Source organism: Peribacillus sp. NPDC101480 (genome assembly GCF_050277335.1).
Classification (GTDB): Bacteria; Bacillota; Bacilli; order Bacillales; family DSM-1321; genus Peribacillus.
In genome coordinates this window covers 639,923-664,858 of the sequence record NZ_JBNNSB010000001.1, presented here as the reverse complement: position 1 = coordinate 664,858, position 24,936 = coordinate 639,923, and the positions used below count along the sequence as shown (strand labels likewise).

The window sequence follows — 24,936 nt, the reverse complement described above, 5'->3', positions numbered from 1 at the left end:
GCTCTACTTTCTTTCTTTATTTATCAAATCTTTCAATTCATCGATAAAGACATTGATGTCTTTAAATTGTCGATAGACGGATGCGAACCTTACATAGGCAACCTCATCGACTTCTGCCAGCTTGTCCATCACCATCTCGCCGACATTGTCGCTTTTCACTTCCGATATGCCCTGGTTGCGTAGTTCTTTTTCTACATAACTGGTAATTTGCTCTAGTTCTTTTAAGGGAACCGGACGTTTTTCGCAAGCCCTGATTAAGCCACGCAGGATTTTATCACGACTGAACTCTTCCCGCGTCCCGCCCTTTTTCACTACAATAAGCGGTGTTTCCTCCACCTTTTCAAATGTCGTGAATCGAAAACCACATGCCTCACATTCACGGCGTCGTCGAATCGATTTACTTTCATCGACTGGCCTGGAATCGAGCACTCTTGTTCCGTTATATTGACATGATGGGCATTTCATCATTATCAGCTCCGTATTTTATGTAGGACTCCCCTATCTAAATGTTCCCCAAGGAATTACTTCTCTATCTTAATCTTATATTAAATGGAACGGCCAGTACAAGTAAAAAGTGTAACTTCCGGCAGCAGGCACTTTTTGTTCGGCCGTTGAAGCACCGTTGTCAAAGTCTTTATGCTACAAGGGCATCCTCCCCTATAAAGGAAAGCAGACTGCCGATTGATTGCATTAAAAAAGAGATGCACCCATGGCATCTCTGTGTATACGTGTTTTTTATAGGGCACTTATATTGGCTTTTTTCATTTGTACAGGACCTAATCCACGTGGTAATTCTATGTTTTCACGTGTTTGCGCATTCAAAGCTTCTGCAATATAATCTGCCGCAATATTCGGATCCAAGTTACCGCATGTATAGACATCAATGCTCGCATAGCCGTGTTCTGGAAAACTGTGAATCGTTAAGTGTGATTCAGAAATGATGACAACCCCGCTGACTCCTTGTGGAGCAAATTTGTGAAAGGCAACTTCTCGTACCTCTGCACCTGATTTCAAAGCAGCATCAACAAAAATCTTTTCAATTAAATCGATATTGTTCAGTTTTTCAAAGTCACAACCCCAAAGTTCAGAAATGACGTGTCTACCCATAGTTTCCATAGTGTAAGCTGTTTCCATATTAAGCTTCCCCCTTACCATGATTTAAAAATAAGTTCTGATAACTACCACGGGGGAAAGTTAGTCCAAAGAGGTCCTAACCCTTTAAGTAGCCATCATGCAAACCGCTATTGAAGAAGTTCACGATTCATAGTATATATGGTTTGAATTTTTTTTGCAACTCCAAATTGAATTTTTGGAAAGATAAACTTTATATGTAATGGGGATATAGCGAAGGTTCAAATGTGGAGCAAATTCCGTCTTAGGTTTATTCAGCGCCATAAAACAGCCGGGAATTCATGGATCACTGCATGAAAAATAGCCCGCTAAAAAAATTCAGCAGGCTCTGACTGTAGACAAACTCAATAATTGAGTTTGTCTACAGTATATTAGGCCGTTGATTGGAACGTAGGGCACTCGCTTTCCGCGGGCGGTCCGGGAGCCTCCTCGGCGCCATAGCGCCTATGGGGTCTCCCTTGGACGCACTTTCCCCGCAGGAGTCTCGAACACCCGCTCCAATCAACTTTGTTTTAACAGTAAGATAGAACTCTTTTACCTACAGTCTATTTAAGGAAGAAACCAAGGAGATTAAGGGCAGTTCAACTGATACTGAGATTAGCTACTATTATGTGAATGATGAACGAACAAAATAAGTTTGCCTATTCGTTTCATTCGGCATCATACGCAATGGATTTGTGTTAGGGACGATAGTAACACCCGGAAATACGCATGATAATCATATCTTAGAGCTTCTGGTTGAACTAGTGATTGAGAAAGTTGGAAAACCAGGAGCAGATGCAAAAGAAAAGTATGGTATGCGTTAGGTCACCATTCTCTATAACTGCTTCAAATCCGATAAAAAATCAAAAATAGCCCGCTAAAAAAATTTAGCAGGCTCGTTTTTTTTCATTTTATTTTACTGATAATTCGACTTCGGAAGTTTTTTTCAACTCGGAGCCAACCAATTTCACTAGGTCCACTACCCGGTTGGAGTAACCCCACTCATTATCATACCATGCAAGGACTTTCACTTTCCTGTCCCCGATCATCATCGTCGTCAACCCATCGATGATTGCAGAGTGTGGATTCGTTTTGAAATCACTGGAAACTAAAGGTTCCATCGTGAATTCCATGATACCTTTGAGTTCATTTTCTGAAGCATCGATGAAGGCTTGGTTCACTTCATCAATCGTGACATCACGGTTTAAATCCACAACAAGATCGACTAAAGATACGTTAGGTGTCGGTACACGTATCGCCATTCCATGAAGCTTGCCTTTTAATTGCGGCAACACTAGTGAGATGGCTTTTGCAGCTCCTGTAGTCGTAGGAATCATGCTTTCCGCAGCGGCACGGGCACGTCTCAAGTCTTTGTGCGGGTTATCGATATTATTTTGATCATTAGTATAAGAATGTATCGTTGTCATTAAACCGTTGTTTATGCCGAATTTTTCATCAAGCACTTTTGCAACCGGTCCAAGGCAGTTCGTTGTACAAGATGCATTGGATATGACGAAATGCTTGTCAATTTCCAGCACTTCCTCATTTACTCCCATTACAATGGTAACGTCTTCATTTTTACCCGGCGCTGATAATATAACTCTTTTTGCTCCTGCTTCTAAATGAAGAGCTGCTTTAGAACGATCATTGAATTTGCCAGTGGCTTCAATTACAATATCTATGTTCATCTCTTTCCAAGGCAATAGCTTTGGATCGCGGTTATTTATTAGTTTTACTCGGCGGCCATTCACTATTAGTGAATCATCTTCAGCTATAATGATACCGTCGAATTTACCATGTATCGTATCATATTTTAGTAAGTGTGCTAAAGTTTCAGCTGGATAGCTTGCATTAATGGCAACAATGTCCAAACTCTCATCTAATATGGCTTTTCGGAAAACCATTCTTCCAATTCTCCCAAATCCGTTAATCGCTATTCTTGAATTCATTGTTCGGACCCTCCAGAAAATATTAGTGTTATACTTATTACCTTTCACATGTAATTAGTATAACATAATTCAGAGGAATTGTGCTAATAAAAATGCGGATTGTTCTTATTTTTTCAACATAAAAAGAAGAAACCGGGCGGTTTCTTCTTTTTATCATAATTATATGACATACCATTCGCTAAGTATGGACTTCACTTGCCGCTTCGTTTCATTAATGTCCCCATTATTATCGATGACGGCATCCGCTAAAGCCTTTTTATCGGCCAAGGGCATTTGCGAATTGATCCTGGCAAGTGCATCAGTCTCCGAAAGACCATTCCTGTTCATTAATCGCTGCAATTGAACTTCCTCATCCACATAGACCAATAGCGTCTTATCCACCATGAATGTCAGCTTGCTTTCAAATAGAAGCGGAATATCCATGAACACCGTTTCTTCACCTGATGATAGTGCCGCTTCCGTTTTGAGAAGCATCCAACTCCTGACGGCAGGATGCACGATGCTATTCAATAGCAATCTCTTTTCTTGATCATGAAATATGATCGACCCAAGCTTTACGCGATCTATATTCCCATCCGTCAATAATATATCTTCACCAAACGCCTTCACAATTTGATGGTAGGCTTCTTCACCTGGCTCAACGACAGCACGGGAAGCCAGATCTGCATCTACAATCGTGAATCCGAGTTCCTGTAAATAGAGGCTGACGCTGCTTTTCCCACTGGCGATGCCTCCGGTGATTCCGATGATTTGTCCCATAAGCTCCCCCTTTTAAACCATGTATCATAACTTGAATATACCGATGATAATCAATAGTACACCTGGAAGAAAGGTCAAATGCTGGACAACTTTATTATTTGAAAGTAATTTCCCGCTTTGAATTCCGCTCCAAATGAAAATCGAACTCATAACAGCGATGCACCCTGCGAGAATAATCGGTGAAATGCCGATCATAGCCGCTCCAACTCCGGCCCCGAAAGCATCCAGCGAAAGTGCAAACCCGAGAACAAGCGCTTCAACTCCAGTAATCGTGCCTGATTTATCAAAATCGGCATTCAATGGTTTTTGTAAAATATTAATGACTACCCCAAGTGATTTTATTTCAAAATTAAAGATGATCTTTTCATGATATCTATCATCTTTCAGTTCTTTTTCAGGCTTAAAATACTGGTATACCATCCAGGCACCAAGAAAAATGAGGATGATGCCACCCGTTTTTTCAGCCGCTCCGATAGATATGAGCTGACTGATGAATTGTCCGATGACCATCGCTATACCTAAACTCAATGCAGAGCAAAATGAGATGACCGCTATTGACCTTAAGGGGATTTTCATCTTCCGCATACCGAATGTCAAACCTACGCCAAATCCGTCAATACTAACTGCAAAAGCAAGAAAAATAATTTGTAGCCACATCGGAATATTACTCCTTCCCTACTCGTTGCTACCCTAGTATATGGAAGGAGCCCATCCGATGTGTTAGAAAAAACATTACCTATTTAAGCGGCTGGCATAACGGGCAAATATGTGTACCGCGTCCTGCAACAACCAGTTTCTCAAGGGGCGTGCCGCATGTTTTGCAGTTCTCGCCCTTTCGTCCATAAACATTCAATTCCAACTGAAACATGCCGATTTGCCCTTGGGAATTAATGTATGAACGAATCGTACTTCCGCCTTTTTCCACAGCTTCCCCTAAAGTCGCAATGATTTCTCCATGCAACGTCTTGATTTCCTGCAATGAAAGTGAAGAAGCGATTCTCTCTGGATGAATACGGGAGCGGAATAACGACTCATCCACATATATATTCCCAATCCCGACGACAACCGTTTGATCAAGGAGAACGGGCTTGATTTTCCTGTTGGTTCTTGCCAGCTTCCTACTTAGCCCCTCGACAGTAAAATCTTCAGACAAAGGTTCCGGCCCTAAATGCAAAAGGGGCAGCCGATCAAGTTCTTCCCCTTTGGCAAATAGATGCATCGTTCCGAATTTCCGGACATCCCTGTACCGAAGTTCACTGCCATCAGTGAATGTGAAGATCACATGGGTATGCTTATCATACGGCTCTTCTTTTGGATGCACGCCGTATTTCCCTTCCATTCTTAAATGCGAAACCATCGAATAATCATCCAAGGTGAAAATGAGGAACTTGCCCCGACGGCCTATTCCCCTTATCGTCTGTCCCCTTAAAGCATCCTGAAACTGTTCGACAGGTTCAGGCGCTTTAATGATCTTTGGCCAAAAGACGGACACTTCCTTGATCTCTTTTCCGAGTACGAGCTGCTCTAACGTTCTTCTGACTGTTTCCACTTCTGGAAGTTCTGGCATTGCAATCACCTATCTTTTATTATTTGGCATCAAACCATGTTGGCCCGAAAGCATAGTCCACTTTAAGGGGCACGTTCAATTCAATGGCACTTTCCATTTCCTCCGGAACGATCACTTTAAGGATTTCCAGTTCCTCAGGAGGGGTTTCAAAAATCAATTCATCATGCACCTGAAGAAGCATTCTCGTTTTAAGCCCTTCACTTTTCAGGCGCTTATTCATGTTTATCATGGCAAGCTTGATGATATCCGCGGCGCTGCCCTGAATCGGCGTGTTCATTGCTGTCCGTTCGGCAAAGCTCCTTATGTTGAAATTCCTGCTTGTTATCTCAGGTATATAGCGCCTCCTTTGCATCAGAGTCGTGCTATATCCTTTTTGACGGGCCTCATGTATGCTTTCTTCCATATATTCCTGAACACCAGGAAAGCTTCTTAAATACTTCTCGATGAACTCTCCAGCTTCTTTTCTTGTGATGCCAAGACTTTGCGATAGCCCGTAATCACTTATACCATAAACGATTCCGAAGTTGACCGCTTTGGCATGGCGCCTCATGTTCGAAGTGACTTCCTCTGCCGATACATGGAACACATCCATGGCTGTCTTTGTATGGATGTCCATCCCGGCCTGGAATGCTTCCACCAATCCGCTGTCATTGGCGATATGCGCCAGAACGCGCAATTCGATCTGGGAGTAGTCGGCAGCAAAAATGATCCAATCCTTTTCGGAAGGAATGAAGGCCTGCCTGATTTTCCTTCCTTCTTCCAGTCTGATCGGGATATTCTGAAGATTGGGATCTGTTGAGCTTAACCGGCCGGTCTGGGTCAATGCTTGGTTGAACCGGGTGTGCACCTTGTCCGTTTTGCCATTGACCACCTTAAGCAACCCCTCAATATAAGTGGATTGCAACTTACCAAGCTGGCGATACAATAGTATCTCCTTAACGATATCATGCTTGCTCTCCAGTTTTTCCAGCACATCGGCTGACGTCGAATAACCTGTTTTGGTTTTCTTCATGACAGGAAGCTCCAACTTTTCAAACAGGATGGCCCCAAGCTGTTTAGGTGAATTGATATTGAACGCCTCTCCAGCCAAATCAAAAATTCGTGCCTCGATGTTTCTTAAGCGAATGGCTAATTCCTGTCCCATGTTTTTCAGTCGGCCTATATCCACCTTGATTCCCTGCCATTCCATATTGGCCAGGATTATCGATAGTGGCAGCTCCAGTTCCGTAAATAGGTGAAATTGCTCGAACTCTTGCAGTTTATCGATCATCGGTTCTTTCAGGGACGAAATCGCCTTCGCTTTTCTGGCGATATGCTCCCTCAATTCCGCTTCCTCAGGTATTTTGCGTTTTGCACCTTTTCCATAAAAAACATCATCCGTTTCAAGGCGGATAGTACCTTGAGTTTTCGTGATTTCAGCCACTTCGTCCACTGACTCTGCCGGATCCAGGATATAGGATGCCAAAAACACATCAAAATCGATGCCTTTTATTTCGACTCCTCGATGGCGAAGTGCCACAACCGTACGCTTCGCATCGAAAACCGTTTTCTTTTTTGTTTCATCCTCTGCCCAGGATTTAAAGGCCCCGGAATTCAGGGCATCATCTCCATGGAAGTAAAAATGACCTTGTTCATTACTGATGGCGATTCCTATTATATCGGCACGATGATAATTATCTTCTAAAATTTCAACATACAAAGCACTTTCATCGGCAAACATTCCTTCTGTCATTTCAGCCGAGTGAACCTCAATATTCTCCTGTTCAAGCAACGCACTTTCCGTTATATCCAATTTATCGAGCAAAGTCGAAAAGCCAAGCTCTTTATAGAATGAGATGACTCGATCCTGATCCATGCCAGTATACTCAGTCTCGTTTACGGAAACTTCAAGCGGCGCTTCCCTCGTTATTGTAGCCAACTCTTTGCTTAATAGGGCCAGGTCTTTATGTTCTTCTATTTTCTCTTTCAATTTCTGTCCGCTTACCTCATCAATCGACTGCAAAAGGTTTTCAACTGTTTCAAATTGATGCAATAATTTAAGGGCAGTCTTTTCACCAACTCCCGGAATACCGGGAATATTGTCAGAGGCATCTCCCATCAGCCCTTTTAAATCAATGATTTGCAAAGGGGAAAGACCGTATTTTTCATGTATATGCTTTGGAGTGTATTCCTCAATTTCAGTAATCCCCTTTTTCGTGATGGAAACCGTCGTACTAGGGGAGGATAATTGCGTTAAATCCTTATCACCGGAAATGACCTTCACTTCAAAACCATCTTTTTCCGCTTGCAAAGAAAGCGTACCGATAATATCATCGGCTTCGTAGTTCTCCAGTTCATACCTTTTTATTTGAAAACAATCAAGCAGCTCGCGAATGAAAGGGAATTGCTCCGATAATTCTGGCGGCGTTTTTTGGCGCCCTCCCTTATATTCTTTAAATGATGCATGTCTGAATGTCGTTTTACCCGCATCGAATGCCACAAGTATGTGCGTTGGCTTTTCTTCTTCAAGAATGCGGTTGAGCATCATGGTGAATCCGTACACGGAATTGGTATGGACCCCCTTATCATTATTCAAGAGCGGAAGCGCAAAAAACGCACGGTATGCTATGCTGTTTCCATCTATTAGTACTAGCTTTTTATCCAAATCCGTCTTCCTCCAGTCATACAGGTTTATGTAGTTATAGCTTCTATATAAAAACGCAAAAAGCCGTCCATTTTCCTTCTCTATTCTACCATGAGTAGAAGCGGAAAGAAAAATGACGGCATCAAGGTTATTTAGTATTTCCCATTAACAAGCTGGCATATGGGGAATCCGAAGGAAGAACGATTACAGTTTGATCTCCGATCGTTTTTTTGTAGGATTCTAGAGTCCGGTATAGTTTATAGAATTCGGGATCTTTGGAAAACGACTTATTATAGATTTTCGCTGCTTCCCCTTCTCCTTCAGCCCTGATCACTTCCGCATCAGCCTCTGCAGTAGAGAGCAATTCTTTCACTTTCCTATCAGTATCCGCAATGATCCGGTTTTTCTTCGCATCACCTTTGGAAAGGTATTCTTGCGCTTTCGATTCCCGCTCTGAAATCATCCTCTTGAAGACGGACGCTTCGTTTTCGGCGGGCAGGTCAGTCCGCTTTATCCGGACATCCGTCAAGCTTATGCCATAACTGTCCTTTTGCAGCAGATCGTTGACTTTTTCGGTTATGCGGTCGTTTAAACTTCCCCTGGATGACTTCTCATCATTGATGATTTCATCATAATTCAGCTGGCCCAGCTCCGAACGAACTGCCGAATAGATGAACTCTTCCATTTTCGTTTCGGCATTCTCAAGTGTCCTTGCATTTGTAATCAATTTCTTCGGATCTTCTATTCTCCAAACGGCATAGTTGTCGATCAGCATCCGCTTTTTATCTTTCGTATTGATTTCCGCTTCTGAAACATCAGAACTCATCTGATACTTCGGCAATGTCACGACACTCTGAATGAATGGCACCTTCGCTTTCAATCCCGGGGTCTTATCGATCCTTACCACCTCACCGAATTGGCGGACGACTTTATATTCTCCCTCTTTGACGATATATACATTGGTGAAGATGATTAGCAGCAGAGCGATGATGATAATCAGGAAAATGCCGAATCTCACATAGCCCCTCCAATGAAAATTCCCTTTTTTGAGTTCAGAGAAATCTACTATTTTTCCGCTCATTGTTTAGCGCCCCCTTCCCCTGTCGCTTTTTCTTCCGATCCATTCCCTTTTTTCGTTTCTTCTTCAGGTATAGCGGCTTCATCAGGGGCAGGAGTTTTTTTCGTTTCCTCCTTTTCAAGCGAGCGAAGCGGCAAGTACTTCATTGTGTTTCCATCATCATTCATAATATAAATCTCTGCATTCGGCAATACTTCCTCAAGGGTCTCAATAATAAGGCGGTCCTTCGTAATCCCCTTATTGCCCTTATACTCACTGAGTAATTTTTCAAAGACCGCTACATCCCCGCGGGCAGCTTCCGTACGGGCAGCTTTATCCCCATTAGCCTGAGAAATGAGGGCATCTTTTTCCCCTTCCGCTTCATTCATACGCTTATTTTCATATTTATCCGCTTCGTTGATTTTCGTATTCGCCGTTTCCCGGGCATCCGTTACATTGGTAAATGCTTTCCGCACTTCTTCATTCGGTAACTCCACGTCCTGGAGTTTAACCGCAGATATGGAAATCCCGACATCATATTTCTCCATTAGCTGTGACAATAAATCGCGTACATCCGCTTCGATTTGCGCTTTTCCAGATGTAAGGGCATCATCGATTTTCGTGCTGCCGATAATGCTCCGTAATGCAGCTGAAGTCGTATCATATAAAATTTTTTCCGGGTCATCTGCATTGTATAGATATTTTGGAGGGTCGGTGATTTTCCACTGAACCACTAGGTCGGCAAGCACAATATTTTCATCACCCGTAATCATTTTGGTTTCACTCGGGTAATTCGTCACCTCTCCATCCTCTTCTTTATATCCAAATTTAAGACTGAATGTTTCTTTAGATAATTTCTCAACCGATTGAATGGGCCAAGGCAGTTTAAAGTGAAGTCCTGGTTCCGTTATCGTCTCCTCCACTTTACCAAACGTCATTATGACAGCTTGATCGGATTCATCAACCGTGTACCAGGTCGATATCGCAACTACACCTAAAATTAAAATAAGAAAGACAAGACCTGTGATCGTATATATCCTTTTTAAGCTAACGATATGTATCACCCCTTCTTTGCAGTTATATCTTATTTACGCAAGAAAGGGCCTAAAGTTTCATGAAAATCAAATATTTTCCTAGAAAAATAGGAAAGAGGAATGGTTCCCGGGGAATATAGCCAAAATTAAAAGACAGAGACTATGTCTCTGTCTAAAGTTTTTAAGGGTTTTGTACAATTGGAACGTTGGGCACTCGCTTTCCCGCGGCCGGTCAGCCCTTTGCGCTTAAGGGGACTCCTTGGACGGGCTATTCCTACAGGAGTTTCGCTCACCTGTTCCGATCATCTTTGCTTTAAAATTTAGATTGAACTTATACAAAAAAAATCAAACAGAGACTATGTCTCTGTCAATGTTTAACTCCTTGGATGAGGGGTTGTACAACCATTGTACCCCTTCATTATGAAGTCAGTTTTAAGGAATTGTAAAGGACTTGTAAATAAGAAACCCGCTACATTTTCCCTTTTAAGCTTTTATTTAAAGTGACTGTAAAAGTCGTCCCTGTTCCAGGTATGCTTTCGACGTTGATTTTACCTTTATGGACTTCAATTATATGCTTGACGATTGCCAGTCCAATGCCCGTTCCTCCAGAATCGCGGCTCCTCGCCTTATCAATTCGGTAAAATCGTTCAAAGATCCTTGGCAGTTCTTTTTCTTCGATGCCGATCCCGCTGTCTTGAACTGCAATATCGACCGTCTGTTCATTTTCAATGATATCAACGCTGACCCTGCCGCCATTTGGTGTATAGGTCAATGCGTTCGTAATCAAATTGATGAAAACCTGTTTGATCCTGTCAGATTCCCCTTCAATGAATACTGGTTCCGGTGATGTTTTAATTTCAAGGGATACTTCTTTTTCCTTCAGCTTGCCTATAAGCATCTCTTGTATTTCGCCAAGCACTTTGGTAATATCCACGACCCCTGCGTTTAAAACAAATTCCTGTTGCTCCATTTTGGATAAATTCAGAAGCTCCTGAATGAGTTCTTGCAGCCGGTCACTTTCTTTCAGGATAATCGATAAAAAGTGCTTTAGGGTCTTTTCGTCTTTTAGTGCGCCATCTAACAATGTTTCAGAAAAACCTTTAATGGATGTGATCGGAGTCCTCAATTCATGGGACACATTAGCGACGAAATCCTTTCGCATCTGCTCGAGCCTTTTCAATTCGGTGATATCATGGAAAATGAGGAGGATCCCCTTCCATTCATCATGATTCCCGATAATGGGAGCCCCGTAAATCTCAAAATGCTTACGTTCTATGGCAAGCGGTATCTTCACCTGTCGTTTTATCGTTTTTTCCGTTCGAAAGATCTCTTCGATGATGGCTATCACTTCCTGATCTTTAATGACCGAATAATATTCCTGGAACAAAAACGTAGCGGCGTTCACATGGAAGCTTTTCTTGAATTCCCGATTGATTAAGGTCGTATACCCTTTACTGTCTATCAGCAAGACTCCACTACCGATATTTTCAACAAGCGCTTCCAAACGATCCTGATTCATTTCCCTCGCTACCTCTGTTTCCTGAAGGTTCCTCGCCAATATGTTCAAGGAAGTTGTCAGCATTCCCGTTTCATCGGAATGCCTCCCGAATGTCCGGGTTCCGTAATTCCCTTTTGCCAATTCAATGGCTGCCATCGTCGCCTCTTCGATCGGACGGGTATAATATGAAGTGATTTTGCTCGCAAGCATGAGAATGATGATCAAGGCAACCCCTAAACAAATGATCAATATTTGCCACATTTGTTTATTTACTTGATGGATGGCCTCTATTTCATTGCTATGGACGACAAAGCCTTCAATTTCGCCGTCCTTTTCAACGGTCTTCCAATAATAATGGAGGTCCGATTCCCCTTCGACCACTTCATACCCTTCCCCATGCTTAAGCCCTTTTTCCAATGTTATTTTGCGAAGGACATTAGCGTGGCTTTTAAGTATTTCATTGGATGATGTGGAATCGTATAATATTTCCCCACTCTTGGAGAGAATGGTTAAATTCGAATCTAAAAGGGGTGTCAATTTTGCCGTCTTCCCTTTTTCCAAAAAGGACTCGATTCCGCCATGCTCCTGAATATATGTAGAAATGAAAAATGTTTCGTTCTGTATACGCTCATTGAACGTTTTAATATAATAACTTTTGAACAAGTGTCCTAATAAAAAGCCCACGGCCATCAGGACGACCATCACCAATGTGATGAGGGTATATAAGAGCTTTTTACGATAGGTCGTCATTCTTTTTTAGGCTCCTCAAGCTTATACCCCAAGCCCCTTATCGTTTTAATATAGAGAGGTTTTTTTGTATCTTTCTCTATTTTTTCACGAAGATGGCTGATATGGACATCGACGATCCGTGAGTCTCCCGCGAAATCATAATTCCATACCGCACTGAGCAGTTGATCCCTGGTCAGTACTCTTCCTTTATTCTTCGCCAAGTATAAAAGTAATTCAAATTCCTTTGGAGTCAATTCTAATTGCTGTTCATCAAAGAATGCTTCGTATCGTTCCGGGAACACTTTCAATTCCCCTAATTTCAAGAGACCATCTTCCTGATCCTGACTTGACTCACTTCCGTTCGATTGCAACTGGGATCTTCTTAAAATGGCTTTAATCCGGGCCACTACCTCCCTGGGACTAAATGGCTTGGTCAAGTAATCATCCGCACCTAGTTCCAGTCCCAGCACCTTGTCAAATTCATCGTCCTTAGCTGTCAGCATCAAGATCGGTATATTGATTTTTTGCTGGCGAAGCTGCTTACATACTTCAAGCCCGTCCATTTTAGGCAGCATCAAATCCAATACCACTAAATCGGGGCGTATATCCACGGCAGCCTCCAGCCCTTGTTCTCCATCCAAAGCTGTGATAACCGTATAGCCTGATTGTTCTAAATTGTACTGAAGTAAGGTAACTATTGATTGCTCATCATCCACTACGAGAATTTTCTTTGACATTAGATCCTCCTGAATTATGTATTACCCAAAAGACCAATTCCTTGGTCTACTCATCCAATTCCATTATAAAGAATATTATATGAAAATTACACATAAAAAAAACTGAAATAAAGTTATTCCTATCTTCAGCAGGGAGATTATAAGTTCCAGGATTCTTTTGAAGCGGATTAAAAGACTGCCCGGAGTCGGAAAAAGGCCTTGGCCTGTTCTTCCAATATCCGGGCAGTCTATAGATGATCTCTCTTATTGAAGGACTTGCATAACAGCTTTAACAGATTCGACTGATTTCGAAAGTGCAGCCTTTTCATCTTCAGTCAAATCAAGTTCGATGATTTGTTCAATACCGTTTGCACCAAGTACAGTCGGCACTCCTAGGTAAATACCTTCAAAGCCGTATTCACCTTCAAGATAAGCGATGGATGGAAGAACGCGACGTTGGTCTTTAAGTATTGCTTCAGCCATTTCCACAAGAGATGCAGCTGGTGCATAATATGCGCTTCCGTTTCCAAGAAGGTTTACGATTTCTCCGCCGCCAGTGCGGGTACGAGCTACTATTGCTTCTAAACGATCTTGAGGGATCAATGTTTCCAAAGGAATTCCGCCTGCATAAGAGTAACGCACTAGAGGTACCATATCGTCTCCGTGTCCGCCAAGTACGAAACCAGTTACATCTTTAACGGATAAGTTTAATTCTTGAGCAACGAAAGTGCGGAAACGAGCTGTATCAAGTACACCTGATTGACCGATAACGCGTTCTTTAGGGAAACCAGATTCTTTGTATACAGTGTAAGTCATTGCATCTACAGGGTTAGTCAAAACGATGATTGTTGTATTAGGGGAATATTTAACTACTTCTTTTGTTACTGATTTCATGACCTTTTGGTTAGTTTGAACTAAGTCGTCACGGCTCATGCCGGGCTTACGGGCAATTCCGGCTGTGATGATCACTACATCGGAATCAGCAGTTTCTGCATAGTCGGATGTACCGGTGATATTAGCATCGAAACCTAGAACAGGTCCTGCTTCCGCCATATCAAGGGCTTTACCTTTTGTAGGGTTTTCAGCTTGCGGAATATCAACCAAAACGATATCACCAAGTTCTTTTTGAGCTGCCAGGAATGCTGCTGTAGCGCCAGTGAATCCGGCACCTACCACTGTGATTTTTTTACGTTTAGACATGTTATTTCCTCCTTAAAATATATAAATACTTTTGGAATACTTTTAACATTCTCTTGAAAATATATATAAGCCTCCTGGAAAAGCAGCCCGTTCAGGCACTTTTCCAGAAAGCATACAATGAATTATTTAAGGTTTTTAATAAGCTCGTCTGCGAACTCAGAACATTTAACTTCTGTTGCACCTTCCATTAGGCGGGCAAAGTCGTATGTAACAACTTTAGAAGCGATTGTTTGTTCCACTGATTTCGTGATGCTGTTTGCAGCTTCGTTCCAGCCAAGGTGCTCAAGTAAAAGAACGCCTGAAAGAAGAACTGAAGATGGGTTAACTTTATCAAGACCAGCATATTTAGGAGCCGTTCCGTGAGTTGCTTCGAAGATGGCATGTCCAGTTTCGTAGTTGATGTTTGCTCCTGGAGCGATACCGATTCCGCCAACTTGTGCAGCTAATGCATCAGAAATGTAATCTCCGTTCAAGTTCATTGTTGCAACAACATCAAACTCTTTAGGACGAGTCAGGATTTGTTGTAAGAAGATATCAGCAATGGAATCCTTAACGATGATTTTGCCTTCAGCTTCAGCAGCGGATTGTGCTTTGTTAGCAGCTTCAGTGCCTTCAGCATCTTTAATTTTGTCATATTGGTTCCATGTGAACACTTTATCGGCGAATTCTTGTTCTGCAACTTCATAACCCCAAGTTTTGAATGCACCTTCCGTGAATTTCATGATGTTACCTTTATGAACAAGCGTTAATGACTTACGGCCTTCTTTGATCGCATAGTTAAGTGCAGAGCGAACTAGACGTTTTGTTCCTTCCTCGGAAATCGGTTTGATTCCGATACCTGAAGTTTCAGGGAAACGGATGTTTGTAACACCGAATTCATTTTGCAGGAAATCGATCAATTTCTTAGCTTCGTCAGAACCTTTTGCATATTCGATACCAGCATAGATGTCTTCAGTGTTTTCACGGAAGATGACCATGTCAGTGTCTTCTGGACGTTTAACTGGTGAAGGTACACCTTCAAAGTAACGTACTGGACGAAGACATACGAATAAGTCCAAAACTTGACGCAATGCAACGTTCAATGAACGGATACCGCCGCCGATTGGAGTTGTAAGAGGTCCTTTAATAGCAATTAGATATTCGTTAATGACATCAAGAGTTTCTTGTGGAAGCCATTCGCCCGTTTGGTCAAATGCTTTTTGTCCAGCTAAAACTTCTTTCCATTCGATTTTCTTTTCGCCATTGTAAGCTTTTTCAACTGCTGCGTCTAAAACGCGGGATGCTGCAGCCCAGATGTCAGGACCGATTCCGTCTCCCTCAATATAAGGAACGATTGGATTGTTTGGTACGTTAAGAGCACCGTTAGTAACTGTGATTTTTTGGCTTTGTGTCATGTCTCTTACCTCCGATTCAAATTCAAAGGTTAGATGGCCTGCCATTAAATAAGGCAGAACCACTAACCTTTTTTACTCACATCTATTAATTTACTACAAATTCGATGAAATAAAAAATGATTTTTCGAAAAAATTTAAATTAGCGGTTTTCAATCGGTACGTATTTTTGCATACCTGGTCCAACATACTCTGCACGCGGACGGATAAGGCGGTTGTTTGAATATTGCTCAAGGATATGAGCGATCCAGCCTGAAGCACGGCTTACAGCAAAGATTGGTGTAAATAGGTCATGCTCGATACCTAAACTATGGTATACAGAAGCAGAATAGAAATCCACGTTCGGCGGAAGGTTCTTTTGACCGGTTACGATTTCATGAATTTTGATGGACATATCATAATATTGCGGTTGTCCAGTAAGTTCAGTCAGTTTTTGTGACATTTCTTTAAGGTGTTTAGCACGAGGATCACCTTTACGGTATACACGGTGGCCAAAGCCCATGATTTTTTCTTTATTGGCTAATTTTTCGTTGATATATGGCTCAACGTTATCAACTGAACCAATTTCTGTAAGCATTTTCATGACTTGTTCGTTAGCTCCGCCGTGAAGAGGGCCTTTTAAAGCGCCGATCGCAGCAGTTACACCAGAATAGATATCAGCTAATGTAGCCACACAAACGCGTGCAGTGAATGTAGAAGCGTTTAATTCATGGTCAGCATGAAGAACCAATGCTTTGTTGAATGCTTCTTCTTCGATTGCCGTTGGTTCGTTACCGCTTAACATATATAAGAAGTTAGCAGCAAAGCTTAAATCTGTACGTGGAGCAACAGCTTCTTTCCCTTGACGGACGCGAGCGAAAGTTGTTACCAATGTAGGGATTTTTGCTTGGATGCGGATTGCTTTACGATAGTTAGCGTCTTCACTCATTACATCTGCTTCTTCATCATAAAGACCAAGTAGAGATACTGCAGTGCGAAGAGCTCCCATTGGATGTACTTTATCAATTGGGTATGTTTTGAAGTGATTAACCACTTCAGCTGGAATTTCAGCATTTTCAGCAAGTTGTTTAGTTAATTCTTCTAGTTGGCTTTTGTTCGGAAGAGCTCCGTGCCATAAAAGATAGATTACTTCCTCGAATGTTGCGTTTGAAGCTAAATCATCGATGTCATATCCTACATACGTTAATGTGTCATCGATAATGGAGCTTACTGATGAAGTTGTTGCTACCACACCTTCAAGACCTTTTGTTGCTGTCATACTAAATCTCTCCTTTTCCTAGATATTCCCCTATGCCCTTGCTATTAGCGTATAAATGTAGCGCTTCCAAGAAATTAGCTTTTATAAACAACCATCTATTTTTTAGCAGAAGACATACACCTTGTATTGGAAGCGTTCACAGAATATGACCCCAACAATATAAAATGTACGATAATCTTTAATACGAAATTCTAAAAATAATGCTTGTAGCTATTCCTAGTGAGCGCTTGCTCAATAACTACATCTTTTTTTTAAGATTCCTCAAAAATATCAATGATATTCCGAATCCCAATTTTAATAAATCAGAGCAGTTACATGATTATTATAAACAATAAACACTTTTTTGGGAATGAAAAGCACTTAAAATGTGAAAAAATTATTATTTTATTAGAAAAATTAGCTACATATTCTCTTGCTTATTTTAATGCGATTCAATACGGTTTTTTTGAAAATTTGCCCCAAGGCAGAATAAATGAAACATTAAATAGAAAATTTATATTACCGGGACTGACGGACTTTTAAGCCATTAGCCATTCGCTTCATTTAAAGAAATTGAATATCTGCATGCATAAATAAGCAATTCCCGCCCCGATTAACGGACCGACAGCCACACCTTTGAATAATGCGACCGCAAGAATCGTCCCAAAAACAAGAGCCGTGGTAATGTGCGGATCATGTGATAGGAGCGTAATCCCATTTTTTGCTATGAGCGCAACGGCTATTCCAGATGCAAGCGCAATCCAGGCATAAGGAGATTTTATCGCGTCTCCTAGTTCCTTGAAACCTATCGCCCCGTTTGCTATTGGTATCAGTACGGAAATCGTAATGATCGTAACGCCCAGGTTGATTCCTTTCGCTTCCAGGTATGGAAACACTTTGGCATCAAGGCCAATCAGTTTCATGATTAAAAGAAAACCCGCAGCCATGATCAGTGAAGTATTTTTCCCAAACCAACCTATTGCAGCAAGCAGAATTAAAAATACGACAGGACCGTTGATCATTATCCCTTCACCTTCTTCCTTTCTTTTTTGTTATTTTAACATAACAAACTCCCTTGTTTCCTAGGAGAAAAATGATTTATGGAACGATGTATCGGCGAAAAAAGATAAGCCGAAAGATGAAAGAATCTTTCCTTTCTTTTCCATCATCGTTACAATTATAATACAAACTTTATGATTGAAGGAGGATATGACTTGAATCCGGTATATATGTATCGTTTCATTCGCTCTTTACTGGTCGTTGGAGGGGTTATTTTAGGCGGGATTGCCGTGTTTTATTTATCTAAATATACATATCCATTCATCATTGCCATGATAATCGCTTTCTTGATGAATCCCCTGGTCACTTTTTTCGAAAGGAAAGGGAGGCTGCCCCGAGGATTGGCTGTATTCGTTTCCCTGTTACTCATTTTCCTTTTATTTGCAGGTCTTATCACTTTACTTGTTGCCGAGATCATTTCAGGAACCAATTACCTTGCCGGAGTCATCCCGAAACACATTGAAACCATAGTGGATTATATAGAAACATACATAGCGTCCACCATCATCCCTTTATATAATCAAATAGCTGCCATGTTCAATAATTTGGATATCGAACAGCAAGACACCGTCCTCAAGAACATCCAAAATATCGGTGAGTCCATCACTACCGGAGTAAGCGGCTTCATTCAAGCTTTCTTGAAGAACATCCCCACAATCATCGGATGGTTTCCAACTACAGCAACAGCACTCCTTTTTACCCTGCTGGGCACTTTCTTCATCAGCAAAGATTGGGATACCTTTGGCCGAATGACCGGAAAAGTGTTGCCTGATAAGATTTTTGCAGGTGCAAAGCGTTTATTCAAGGATTTAAAAAGGGCTTTGTTCGGGTTTATCCGGGCACAATTCACTCTTGTTTCATTGACGACTGTCACGATTTTAATCGGATTTCTCATTTTAGGGGTGAATTATTCAATTACCATTGCCTTGATATGCGGGCTGGTCGATATCATCCCCTATTTAGGGACAGGTACGATTTTCATTCCATGGATCATCTTTGAATTCATCGCCGGTAATACAAGTCTCGCAATCGGTTTGTCCGTCCTTTACATAATCGTCGTTGTCCAACGCCAGCTAATAGAACCAAAAGTACTTTCTTCCAGTATTGGTTTGGATCCGCTTGCCACTCTCATCGCCTTGTTCATAGGCTTCAAATTGATCGGTTTCCTAGGTTTGATTGCAGGACCTGTAGTGCTTGTCATATTCAATACACTTCAGCGTGCAAATGTCTTCAAGGCCATATGGACTTTCATCATCGGGGATACAAAGAAAACAACTTAAGTTGATCAAGAATATCCTTAGCATTCACCAATTTCCATTTAAAAATCCGCCTCGGGTACAAGGCGGATCTTTGGTTTTACGCTAAAATTATTTTGACGTCTCAAATTGTTCTGTTTCAGTGGAACCTGCAAGTGCTGTTGTGGATGATGTTCCACCAGAAACGACTTGTGCCACTTCATCAAAGTAACCAGTTCCCACTTCACGCTGATGACGTGTTGCTGTATAGCCGTCTGGCTCACTAGCGAACTCCGCTTGTTGAAGTTCTGAGTATGCAGCCATGCCGCGGTCTTTATAACCAAGAGCAAGATTGAACATGCTATGGTTCAATGAATGGAAGCCTGCAAGTGTAACGAATTGGAATTTGTAACCCAATTTACCCAATTCCACTTGATAATTGGCAATCTCTTCATCACTTAATTTCGCTTTCCAGTTAAATGATGGTGAACAATTGTAAGCAAGCAGTTTGCCCGGGAACTCTGCATGGATCGCTTCGGCAAAGCGGCGAGCATCCGCTAGATTAGGTTCAGAAGTCTCACACCAGATAAGGTCGGCATATGGAGCATAAGCAAGACCTCTTGCAATTGCTTGGTCAAGACCTGCGTTCGTGCGGTAGAATCCTTCCGGAGTCCTTTCACCCGTGATGAATGGTGCATCGACCGGATCAATATCATCAGTGATCAAATCTGCAGCATCAGCATCCGTACGGGCAATCAGAATAGTCGGTGTACCCATTACATCGGCTGCCAATCGGGCAGAAACTAAATTGCGTACTGCCGTTTGGGTTGGAAGAAGAACTTTACCGCCTAGGTGACCACATTTTTTCTCGGAAGAAAGCTGGTCTTCAAAGTGAACGCCTGCCGCTCCAGCTTCGATCATGCCTTTCATTAATTCGAAGACGTTAAGGGAACCGCCAAAGCCTGCTTCAGCATCTGCCACGATTGGTGCAAACCAATCGATATCATCTTTTCCTTCAGCAAAGCTGATTTGGTCTGCACGCTGAAGTGTCTGATTAATGCGTTTAACCACTTGCGGTACGGAGTTGGCTGGATATAAACTTTGATCAGGGTACATTTGCCCTGCGATGTTAGCATCTGCCGCCACTTGCCAGCCGCTTAAGTAGATTGCTTTTAAACCAGCTTTCACCTGCTGCATGGCTTGGTTACCAGTCAATGCTCCTAATGCATTGATGAAATCCTCTGTATTTAATAGATTCCACAGTTTTTCAGAACCACGGCGTGCCAATGTTTGTTCAATATCGATGGAACCCCTTAGTTTAATAACTTCTTCTGCCGTATAAGGACGCTTGATTCCAGTCCACCGTGAGTCATTTTCCCAGCTTTGTTGTAATTTTTGCGCTCTCTCATTCATCATCATTATTTCCTCCTAATTTATATTATATTTTTTTGAATATTAAGATAATTTTTCGTATGCCGCGTTGGTTAAGAAATCTGCAAAGTCATCCGCTTCAATCAATTGTTCAAATAGTTTAGTAGACTCTTCAAACTTTCCTGATATGAAAGTTTCTTCCCCTACTTCCGATTTAATGACCGCCAATTCTTCTTCTTTGATTTGATGGAATAATTCCTCGGTTATTTTCCTGCCATCTTCGAGAATGCCTTTTGGATGACGGATCCATTGCCAGACTTGAGCCCTTGAAATTTCAGCGGTTGCAGCATCTTCCATTAAGTTATTGATGGGTGCCGCACCTCTGCCGCTTAGCCAAGAGGCGATATATTGGATGCCTACGTTAATATTCGTCCTTAATCCTGCCTCTGTAATCGTTCCTTCCGGTACAGCAAGCAGCTCTTGAGCTGTTACATGGACATCTTCCCGTTTTCGGAAAATTTGATTCGGTTTTGGGACGAGCAGGTCAAAAACCTCTTTTGCCGTGCTTACCATACCTGGGTGGGCAACCCATGTTCCATCATGACCGTCTCTTGCTTCGCGTTCTTTATCTGCCCTTACTTTCGCAAAAGCCTCATCGTTCTTAACCGGATCATTTTTAACAGGAATTTGCGCGGCCATCCCGCCAATTGCAGGAGCATTACGAGTGTGACATGTTTTGATTGCCAGTAAGGAATACGCCCTCATATTCGGGACGGTCATCGTGACCTGCTGCCTGTCTGGGAAGATAACATCATCCGAGTGACGGAATTTTTTCAGGAAACTAAAGATATAGTCCCAGCGGCCACAGTTCAGGCCTGCCGAATGTTCTTTCAGCTCGTACAGAATTTCGTCCATTTCGAATGCAGCAAGAATCGTTTCTATCAAGACCGTTGCCTTGATGGTTCCTTGCGGAATTCTCAAATCGTTCTGTGCATATACGAATATTTCATTCCATAATCTTGCTTCGAGATGGCTTTCCAATTTTGGTAAGTAAAAGTATGGACCGCTTTGTTTTTCAATCAATGCTTTTGCATTGTGGTAAAAGTACAGTCCAAAGTCAAAAATGCTTGCTGATATAGGCTGTCCATCCAAAAGGACATGTTTTTCCTCTAAATGCCAGCCGCGCGGCCTTACTTTTAAGACAGCTGTTCTTTCATTTAATTCATACACTTTACCATTTGGATTTTTAAATGAGATGGTTCCGCGGATTGCATCGCGCAGATTCAATTGACCATCAATGCAATTCTCCCAAGTGGGTGAATTGGCATCTTCAAAGTCCGCCATGAATACATTGGCACCTGAGTTCATGGCATTAATGATCATTTTACGATCGACAGGTCCAGTGATTTCAACCCTGCGGTCCTGCAAATCATTCGGAAGGGCCGCAATTGTCCAATCACTTTCACGAATATGCTTCGTTTCTTCAAGGAAATCAGGAAGCTTGCCTTGATTCAGTTCTTCCTGAACGCTTTTCCGCCGTTCCAGAAGTTCTGCCCTTCTTCCACTGAAATGCCGTTCAATTCTTCCAATGAATTGAAGAGCATCCGTTGTAAGTATTTGTTCATATCCTGGCTTAATGCTGCCTGTAATTTGTAAGCCTTTTGCTTCCGTAATCATGTTGCCTCTCCACATCCTTTCCAACTCTTCTATGTTATAATACAGTTGTTTTATTTCCTGTTTGTATTATATAACACGTTGTATAAATTTGTCACCAGTTTTTTCTAAAAAATCTAAAAAAAGATTTTTTAGCATGGAAAAGCCTGTTTTACCAATGTTTCCAAGGAGTTAATAATTTTTAAATCCTGTTATTATACACATTTCATTCTCATGGAAATCATCATTTTATGGTGAAACAGAGAAAATCCATTTACATTGAAACTCCCATTTTAATGAAAGCAAAAAAGCACCCTATAAAAAACTTGGATGCTTTTGTTTGACCTTTTTTCCAGACCAAAAAGGCTGCCTAAAAGCTTGAGCCTTTAGACAGCCTTATATTATTTATGCCGAATGATGGTAACTTTCCCTTTATTCATTCTGTTCATGATAAATCGGATAACAATCGGTTTGAGGAGATTCCGGGTTGGCGGAAACACAAGGATCAATCCCATGATATCCGAGATGAGCCCAGGGGACAGCAACAGTGCAGCTCCGATAAAGATACAGATTCCATCAATGATTTCATTTCCTGGCATCATACCGTAACGAATCTGTTCCTGTGCCTTTTTCCATGTTTCCATCCCTTGCCGTTTAGCCAAATAGGCTCCGATCAAGCCTGTGGCTACAATCAGGAACAGCGTTGGCCAAAAACCAATCAGATTGCCTGACAGCAAAAGGACAATAATTTCAACGACCGGCATCGCAATGATAAACATTAAAAAATATTTCATCTACATTCCTCCTGCACAGCCCATTTCTGGTGCGGTACATCCATCTTACCTCATTGGCACGGAATCAGCCAAAATTTCGTTTTACAGTACGTTGGCATGTCCATCATAAATGACTCCGCGACCTGCATCGACTGTTATTCTTTGACCATCCTTGAAAACCTTGGTCGCGTCCTCCGCCCCAACGATGACCGGTATGCCCAATGTGACTCCTACAACAGCTGCATGGCTTGTCAAACCGCCTTCTTCAGTAATCAATGCCGCACACTTTTCAATCGCCGGCATCATTTCGCGGTCCGAACCGATCGTAACCAATACAGAGCCTTCCGTCACTTTTTCCAAAGCTTCCTTGGCATTCTTAGCGATAACCACTTCACCTTTAGCTGATTTCCTGCCGATTCCTTGAGCCTTCAAAAGAACCTCTCCTAACACATGAATTTTCATCAAGTTAGTCGTACCTGTTTCACCTACAGGCACACCGGCTGTAATGACGACTAAATCCCCATGGGAAACTAAGCCAGAATGTAAGCTTTCATCTATTGCGGTTTGAAGCATTTCATCGGTAGTCGTTGCTTTTGGACCAATCTGCGGATAGACTCCCCAAACCAATGCAAGCCCTCTTGTAACATGATCATTGGATGTAACCGCAATGATCGGTGCTTTAGGGCGGTATTTGGAAATCATCCTTGCCGTATGGCCGCTTTCCGTAGGGGTGATGATTGCCCCTGCATTAAGATTAAGCGCTGTATGGGCAACGGATTGGCCAATAGCATCAGTGACATTATGACGGTTCACTTTGCTTCTGACTGATAATATATCCCGATAATCAAGGGCAGTTTCAGCACGTGAAGCAATGTTATGCATCGTTTGCACCGCTTCGACAGGATAGGTTCCAGCAGCTGTTTCGCCAGAAAGCATGATTGCATCCGTTCCATCAAATATGGCATTGGCCACGTCACTTGCTTCTGCACGGGTCGGCCTTGGGTTACGCTGCATCGAATCGAGCATTTGTGTAGCCGTTATGACTGGTTTCCCAGCATTATTACATTTTTTGATCATTTGTTTTTGGACTAATGGCACTTCTTCTGCAGGAATTTCCACTCCCAAGTCTCCACGTGCTACCATCAAGCCATCTGAAACTTCCAAAATTTCATCAAGACGGTCTACGCCCTCTTGATTTTCGATTTTTGGGATGATTTGAATATGTTCCGCTCCATTTTGCTGTAATAATTCACTAACTTCAAGCACGTCGGAAGCTCTGCGTACAAATGAGGCAGCAATGAAGTCGATACCCTGTTCGATTCCAAAAAGGATATCCTGTTCATCTTTCTCCGTTATGCCAGGCAGGTTTACCGAAACCCCAGGAACATTCACGCCTTTTTTGTTCTTGAGTGTACCGCTATTCAAGATCTTCGTATGGATTTCTTTTCTTACCTGATCTATCTTCAACACTTCAAGCCCGATCAATCCATCATCCAAAAGGATTTTAGATCCTGGGTGGACATCATGCAGAAGCCCTTCATAGGTAATGGAGAATTTTTCAGGTGTTCCCAGGACTTCATTCATGGAAATAATGACTTCATTGCCGGCTACAAGCTCTATAGAATCATTTTCCATATTATTTGTTCGTATTTCAGGTCCTTTTGTATCCAACAAGATGGCAACCTGTTTACCCGCTTTTTCGCTAGCTTCCCTTATATTGCGAATTCTAGCGGCATGTTCTTCATGATTTCCATGAGAAAAGTTAAGACGTGCCACATTCATCCCTGCTTCTATTAATTGAACCAGCTTTTCTATACTTTCACTCGCGGGTCCAATCGTACAAACAATCTTGGTTTTACGCATGTGTCATCCTCCTTTAAGGAAAACTCGCCGCCTGTCCACCTTTTGAAGACAGGGGCGCAGTGTTTTATGTCCTCTATTTAAATACCCAATTCTTTAAAAAGCAATTCCT

General features: G+C 42.0%; 21 protein-coding genes and 1 pseudogene. 3 read left to right on the top strand and 19 right to left on the bottom strand.

Annotated features, from left to right (window positions below):
• Window positions 1–3: 3 nt before the first annotated feature.
• Entirely contained in the window at window positions 4–465 is a 462-nt protein-coding gene (gene nrdR / locus ACQKMF_RS03370; RefSeq protein WP_057911467.1) for a transcriptional regulator NrdR, read from the bottom strand.
• Between the two features lie 270 nt (window positions 466–735).
• The gene (gene speD / locus ACQKMF_RS03365) at window positions 736–1,116 is read right to left on the bottom strand and encodes an adenosylmethionine decarboxylase (RefSeq protein WP_034311443.1); all 381 of its coding nucleotides are present in this window, start codon (window positions 1,114–1,116) and stop codon (window positions 736–738) included.
• A gap of 566 nt (window positions 1,117–1,682) precedes the next feature.
• On the opposite strand from speD, the pseudogene ACQKMF_RS03360 reads away from it, so the two are divergent.
• Window positions 1,683–1,919 (top strand): annotated as a pseudogene (locus ACQKMF_RS03360) (IS5/IS1182 family transposase); the annotation flags it as partial.
• 105 nt (window positions 1,920–2,024) lie between these two features.
• Here ACQKMF_RS03360 and ACQKMF_RS03355 read toward each other — a convergent pair.
• The 12 genes from ACQKMF_RS03355 to citZ all read right to left on the bottom strand — a co-directional run bounded on the left by ACQKMF_RS03355 (window position 2,025) and on the right by citZ (window position 16,894).
• Window positions 2,025–3,062 (bottom strand): glyceraldehyde-3-phosphate dehydrogenase, encoded by a 1,038-nt coding sequence (locus ACQKMF_RS03355; protein WP_230176759.1) that lies wholly within the window; start codon window positions 3,060–3,062, stop codon window positions 2,025–2,027.
• Between the two features lie 159 nt (window positions 3,063–3,221).
• Complete coding sequence (gene coaE, locus ACQKMF_RS03350) at window positions 3,222–3,821, bottom strand: dephospho-CoA kinase (RefSeq protein ID WP_101222893.1); 600 nt, start codon at window positions 3,819–3,821, stop codon at window positions 3,222–3,224.
• Window positions 3,822–3,845: 24 nt separating this feature from the next.
• Entirely contained in the window at window positions 3,846–4,478 is a 633-nt protein-coding gene (gene ytaF / locus ACQKMF_RS03345; RefSeq protein ID WP_101222895.1) for a sporulation membrane protein YtaF, read from the bottom strand.
• 79 nt (window positions 4,479–4,557) lie between these two features.
• A complete protein-coding gene (gene mutM / locus ACQKMF_RS03340; RefSeq protein WP_230176758.1) occupies window positions 4,558–5,388 on the bottom strand; it encodes a DNA-formamidopyrimidine glycosylase in 831 nt (276 codons plus the stop codon).
• Between the two features lie 19 nt (window positions 5,389–5,407).
• Window positions 5,408–8,032 (bottom strand): DNA polymerase I, encoded by a 2,625-nt coding sequence (polA, locus tag ACQKMF_RS03335; protein WP_427571757.1) that lies wholly within the window; start codon window positions 8,030–8,032, stop codon window positions 5,408–5,410.
• 127 nt (window positions 8,033–8,159) lie between these two features.
• On the bottom strand, window positions 8,160–9,092 hold the full coding sequence (gene hflC / locus ACQKMF_RS03330) for a protease modulator HflC (RefSeq protein WP_101222900.1): 933 nt from the start codon (window positions 9,090–9,092) through the stop codon (window positions 8,160–8,162).
• Complete coding sequence (hflK, locus tag ACQKMF_RS03325) at window positions 9,089–10,123, bottom strand: FtsH protease activity modulator HflK (protein WP_230176855.1); 1,035 nt, start codon at window positions 10,121–10,123, stop codon at window positions 9,089–9,091. The genes hflC and hflK overlap by 4 nt, the downstream gene beginning before the upstream one ends.
• A 448-nt stretch (window positions 10,124–10,571) precedes the next feature.
• Entirely contained in the window at window positions 10,572–12,350 is a 1,779-nt protein-coding gene (gene pnpS / locus ACQKMF_RS03320) for a two-component system histidine kinase PnpS (RefSeq protein WP_230176755.1), read from the bottom strand.
• Window positions 12,347–13,066: a response regulator transcription factor gene (locus tag ACQKMF_RS03315; RefSeq protein WP_101222903.1), complete on the bottom strand. Its 720-nt coding sequence runs from the start codon at window positions 13,064–13,066 to the stop codon at window positions 12,347–12,349. Before ACQKMF_RS03315 ends, pnpS begins: the two co-directional genes overlap by 4 nt.
• Window positions 13,067–13,309: 243 nt before the next feature.
• On the bottom strand, window positions 13,310–14,245 hold the full coding sequence (gene mdh / locus ACQKMF_RS03310) for a malate dehydrogenase (protein WP_101222904.1): 936 nt from the start codon (window positions 14,243–14,245) through the stop codon (window positions 13,310–13,312).
• A 122-nt stretch (window positions 14,246–14,367) separates the two neighbouring features.
• Window positions 14,368–15,684: an NADP-dependent isocitrate dehydrogenase gene (icd, locus tag ACQKMF_RS03305; RefSeq protein WP_402940129.1), complete on the bottom strand. Its 1,317-nt coding sequence runs from the start codon at window positions 15,682–15,684 to the stop codon at window positions 14,368–14,370.
• Between the two features lie 94 nt (window positions 15,685–15,778).
• A complete protein-coding gene (gene citZ / locus ACQKMF_RS03300) occupies window positions 15,779–16,894 on the bottom strand; it encodes a citrate synthase (RefSeq protein ID WP_095390768.1) in 1,116 nt (371 codons plus the stop codon).
• Window positions 16,895–17,209: 315 nt separating this feature from the next.
• Between citZ and ACQKMF_RS03295 the strand changes: the two genes are divergently transcribed.
• A complete protein-coding gene (locus ACQKMF_RS03295; protein WP_427571753.1) occupies window positions 17,210–17,416 on the top strand; it encodes a hypothetical protein in 207 nt (68 codons plus the stop codon).
• Window positions 17,417–17,433: 17 nt separating this feature from the next.
• On the opposite strand, the gene ACQKMF_RS03290 is transcribed toward ACQKMF_RS03295, so the two are convergent.
• Entirely contained in the window at window positions 17,434–17,895 is a 462-nt protein-coding gene (locus tag ACQKMF_RS03290) for a DUF441 domain-containing protein (protein WP_101222907.1), read from the bottom strand.
• A gap of 192 nt (window positions 17,896–18,087) precedes the next feature.
• Here ACQKMF_RS03290 and ytvI point away from each other — a divergent pair, with 192 nt between their 5' ends.
• The gene (ytvI, locus tag ACQKMF_RS03285) at window positions 18,088–19,212 is read left to right on the top strand and encodes a sporulation integral membrane protein YtvI (protein ID WP_101222908.1); all 1,125 of its coding nucleotides are present in this window, start codon (window positions 18,088–18,090) and stop codon (window positions 19,210–19,212) included.
• Window positions 19,213–19,299: 87 nt separating this feature from the next.
• Here the strand turns inward: ytvI and aceA are convergent, their stop codons facing one another.
• The 4 genes from aceA to pyk form a co-directional block, all read right to left on the bottom strand.
• Window positions 19,300–20,583 (bottom strand): isocitrate lyase, encoded by a 1,284-nt coding sequence (gene aceA, locus ACQKMF_RS03280; protein WP_101222909.1) that lies wholly within the window; start codon window positions 20,581–20,583, stop codon window positions 19,300–19,302.
• Between the two features lie 39 nt (window positions 20,584–20,622).
• Entirely contained in the window at window positions 20,623–22,215 is a 1,593-nt protein-coding gene (gene aceB / locus ACQKMF_RS03275; protein ID WP_260358300.1) for a malate synthase A, read from the bottom strand.
• A 377-nt stretch (window positions 22,216–22,592) separates the two neighbouring features.
• Window positions 22,593–22,985 (bottom strand): FxsA family protein, encoded by a 393-nt coding sequence (locus ACQKMF_RS03270; RefSeq protein WP_034309123.1) that lies wholly within the window; start codon window positions 22,983–22,985, stop codon window positions 22,593–22,595.
• Between the two features lie 81 nt (window positions 22,986–23,066).
• Window positions 23,067–24,827, bottom strand: a complete 1,761-nt coding sequence (gene pyk, locus ACQKMF_RS03265; protein WP_101222911.1) for a pyruvate kinase — start codon at window positions 24,825–24,827, stop codon at window positions 23,067–23,069.
• Between the last annotated feature and the right edge of the window lie 109 nt (window positions 24,828–24,936).

Excerpts from the sequence above, each read along its gene's own strand:
- ACQKMF_RS03315 (WP_101222903.1), bottom strand. The coding sequence starts at position 13,066 with ATGTCAAAGAAAATTCTCGTAGTGGATGATGAGCAATCAATAGTTACC.
- ACQKMF_RS03295 (WP_427571753.1), top strand. The coding sequence starts at position 17,210 with ATGATTATTATAAACAATAAACACTTTTTTGGGAATGAAAAGCACTTA.
- mutM (WP_230176758.1), bottom strand. The coding sequence starts at position 5,388 with ATGCCAGAACTTCCAGAAGTGGAAACAGTCAGAAGAACGTTAGAGCAG.
- aceA (WP_101222909.1), bottom strand. The coding sequence starts at position 20,583 with ATGATGAATGAGAGAGCGCAAAAATTACAACAAAGCTGGGAAAATGAC.
- nrdR (WP_057911467.1), bottom strand. The coding sequence starts at position 465 with ATGAAATGCCCATCATGTCAATATAACGGAACAAGAGTGCTCGATTCC.
- ACQKMF_RS03290 (WP_101222907.1), bottom strand. The coding sequence starts at position 17,895 with ATGATCAACGGTCCTGTCGTATTTTTAATTCTGCTTGCTGCAATAGGT.
- aceB (WP_260358300.1), bottom strand. The coding sequence starts at position 22,215 with ATGATTACGGAAGCAAAAGGCTTACAAATTACAGGCAGCATTAAGCCA.
- pnpS (WP_230176755.1), bottom strand. The coding sequence starts at position 12,350 with ATGACGACCTATCGTAAAAAGCTCTTATATACCCTCATCACATTGGTG.
- speD (WP_034311443.1), bottom strand. The coding sequence starts at position 1,116 with ATGGAAACTATGGGTAGACACGTCATTTCTGAACTTTGGGGTTGTGAC.
- citZ (WP_095390768.1), bottom strand. The coding sequence starts at position 16,894 with ATGACAGCAACAAAAGGTCTTGAAGGTGTGGTAGCAACAACTTCATCA.
- ACQKMF_RS03270 (WP_034309123.1), bottom strand. The coding sequence starts at position 22,985 with ATGAAATATTTTTTAATGTTTATCATTGCGATGCCGGTCGTTGAAATT.
- pyk (WP_101222911.1), bottom strand. The coding sequence starts at position 24,827 with ATGCGTAAAACCAAGATTGTTTGTACGATTGGACCCGCGAGTGAAAGT.
- hflC (WP_101222900.1), bottom strand. The coding sequence starts at position 9,092 with ATGAGCGGAAAAATAGTAGATTTCTCTGAACTCAAAAAAGGGAATTTT.
- coaE (WP_101222893.1), bottom strand. The coding sequence starts at position 3,821 with ATGGGACAAATCATCGGAATCACCGGAGGCATCGCCAGTGGGAAAAGC.
- ytaF (WP_101222895.1), bottom strand. The coding sequence starts at position 4,478 with ATGTGGCTACAAATTATTTTTCTTGCTTTTGCAGTTAGTATTGACGGA.
- mdh (WP_101222904.1), bottom strand. The coding sequence starts at position 14,245 with ATGTCTAAACGTAAAAAAATCACAGTGGTAGGTGCCGGATTCACTGGC.
- icd (WP_402940129.1), bottom strand. The coding sequence starts at position 15,684 with ATGGCAGGCCATCTAACCTTTGAATTTGAATCGGAGGTAAGAGACATG.
- ACQKMF_RS03355 (WP_230176759.1), bottom strand. The coding sequence starts at position 3,062 with ATGAATTCAAGAATAGCGATTAACGGATTTGGGAGAATTGGAAGAATG.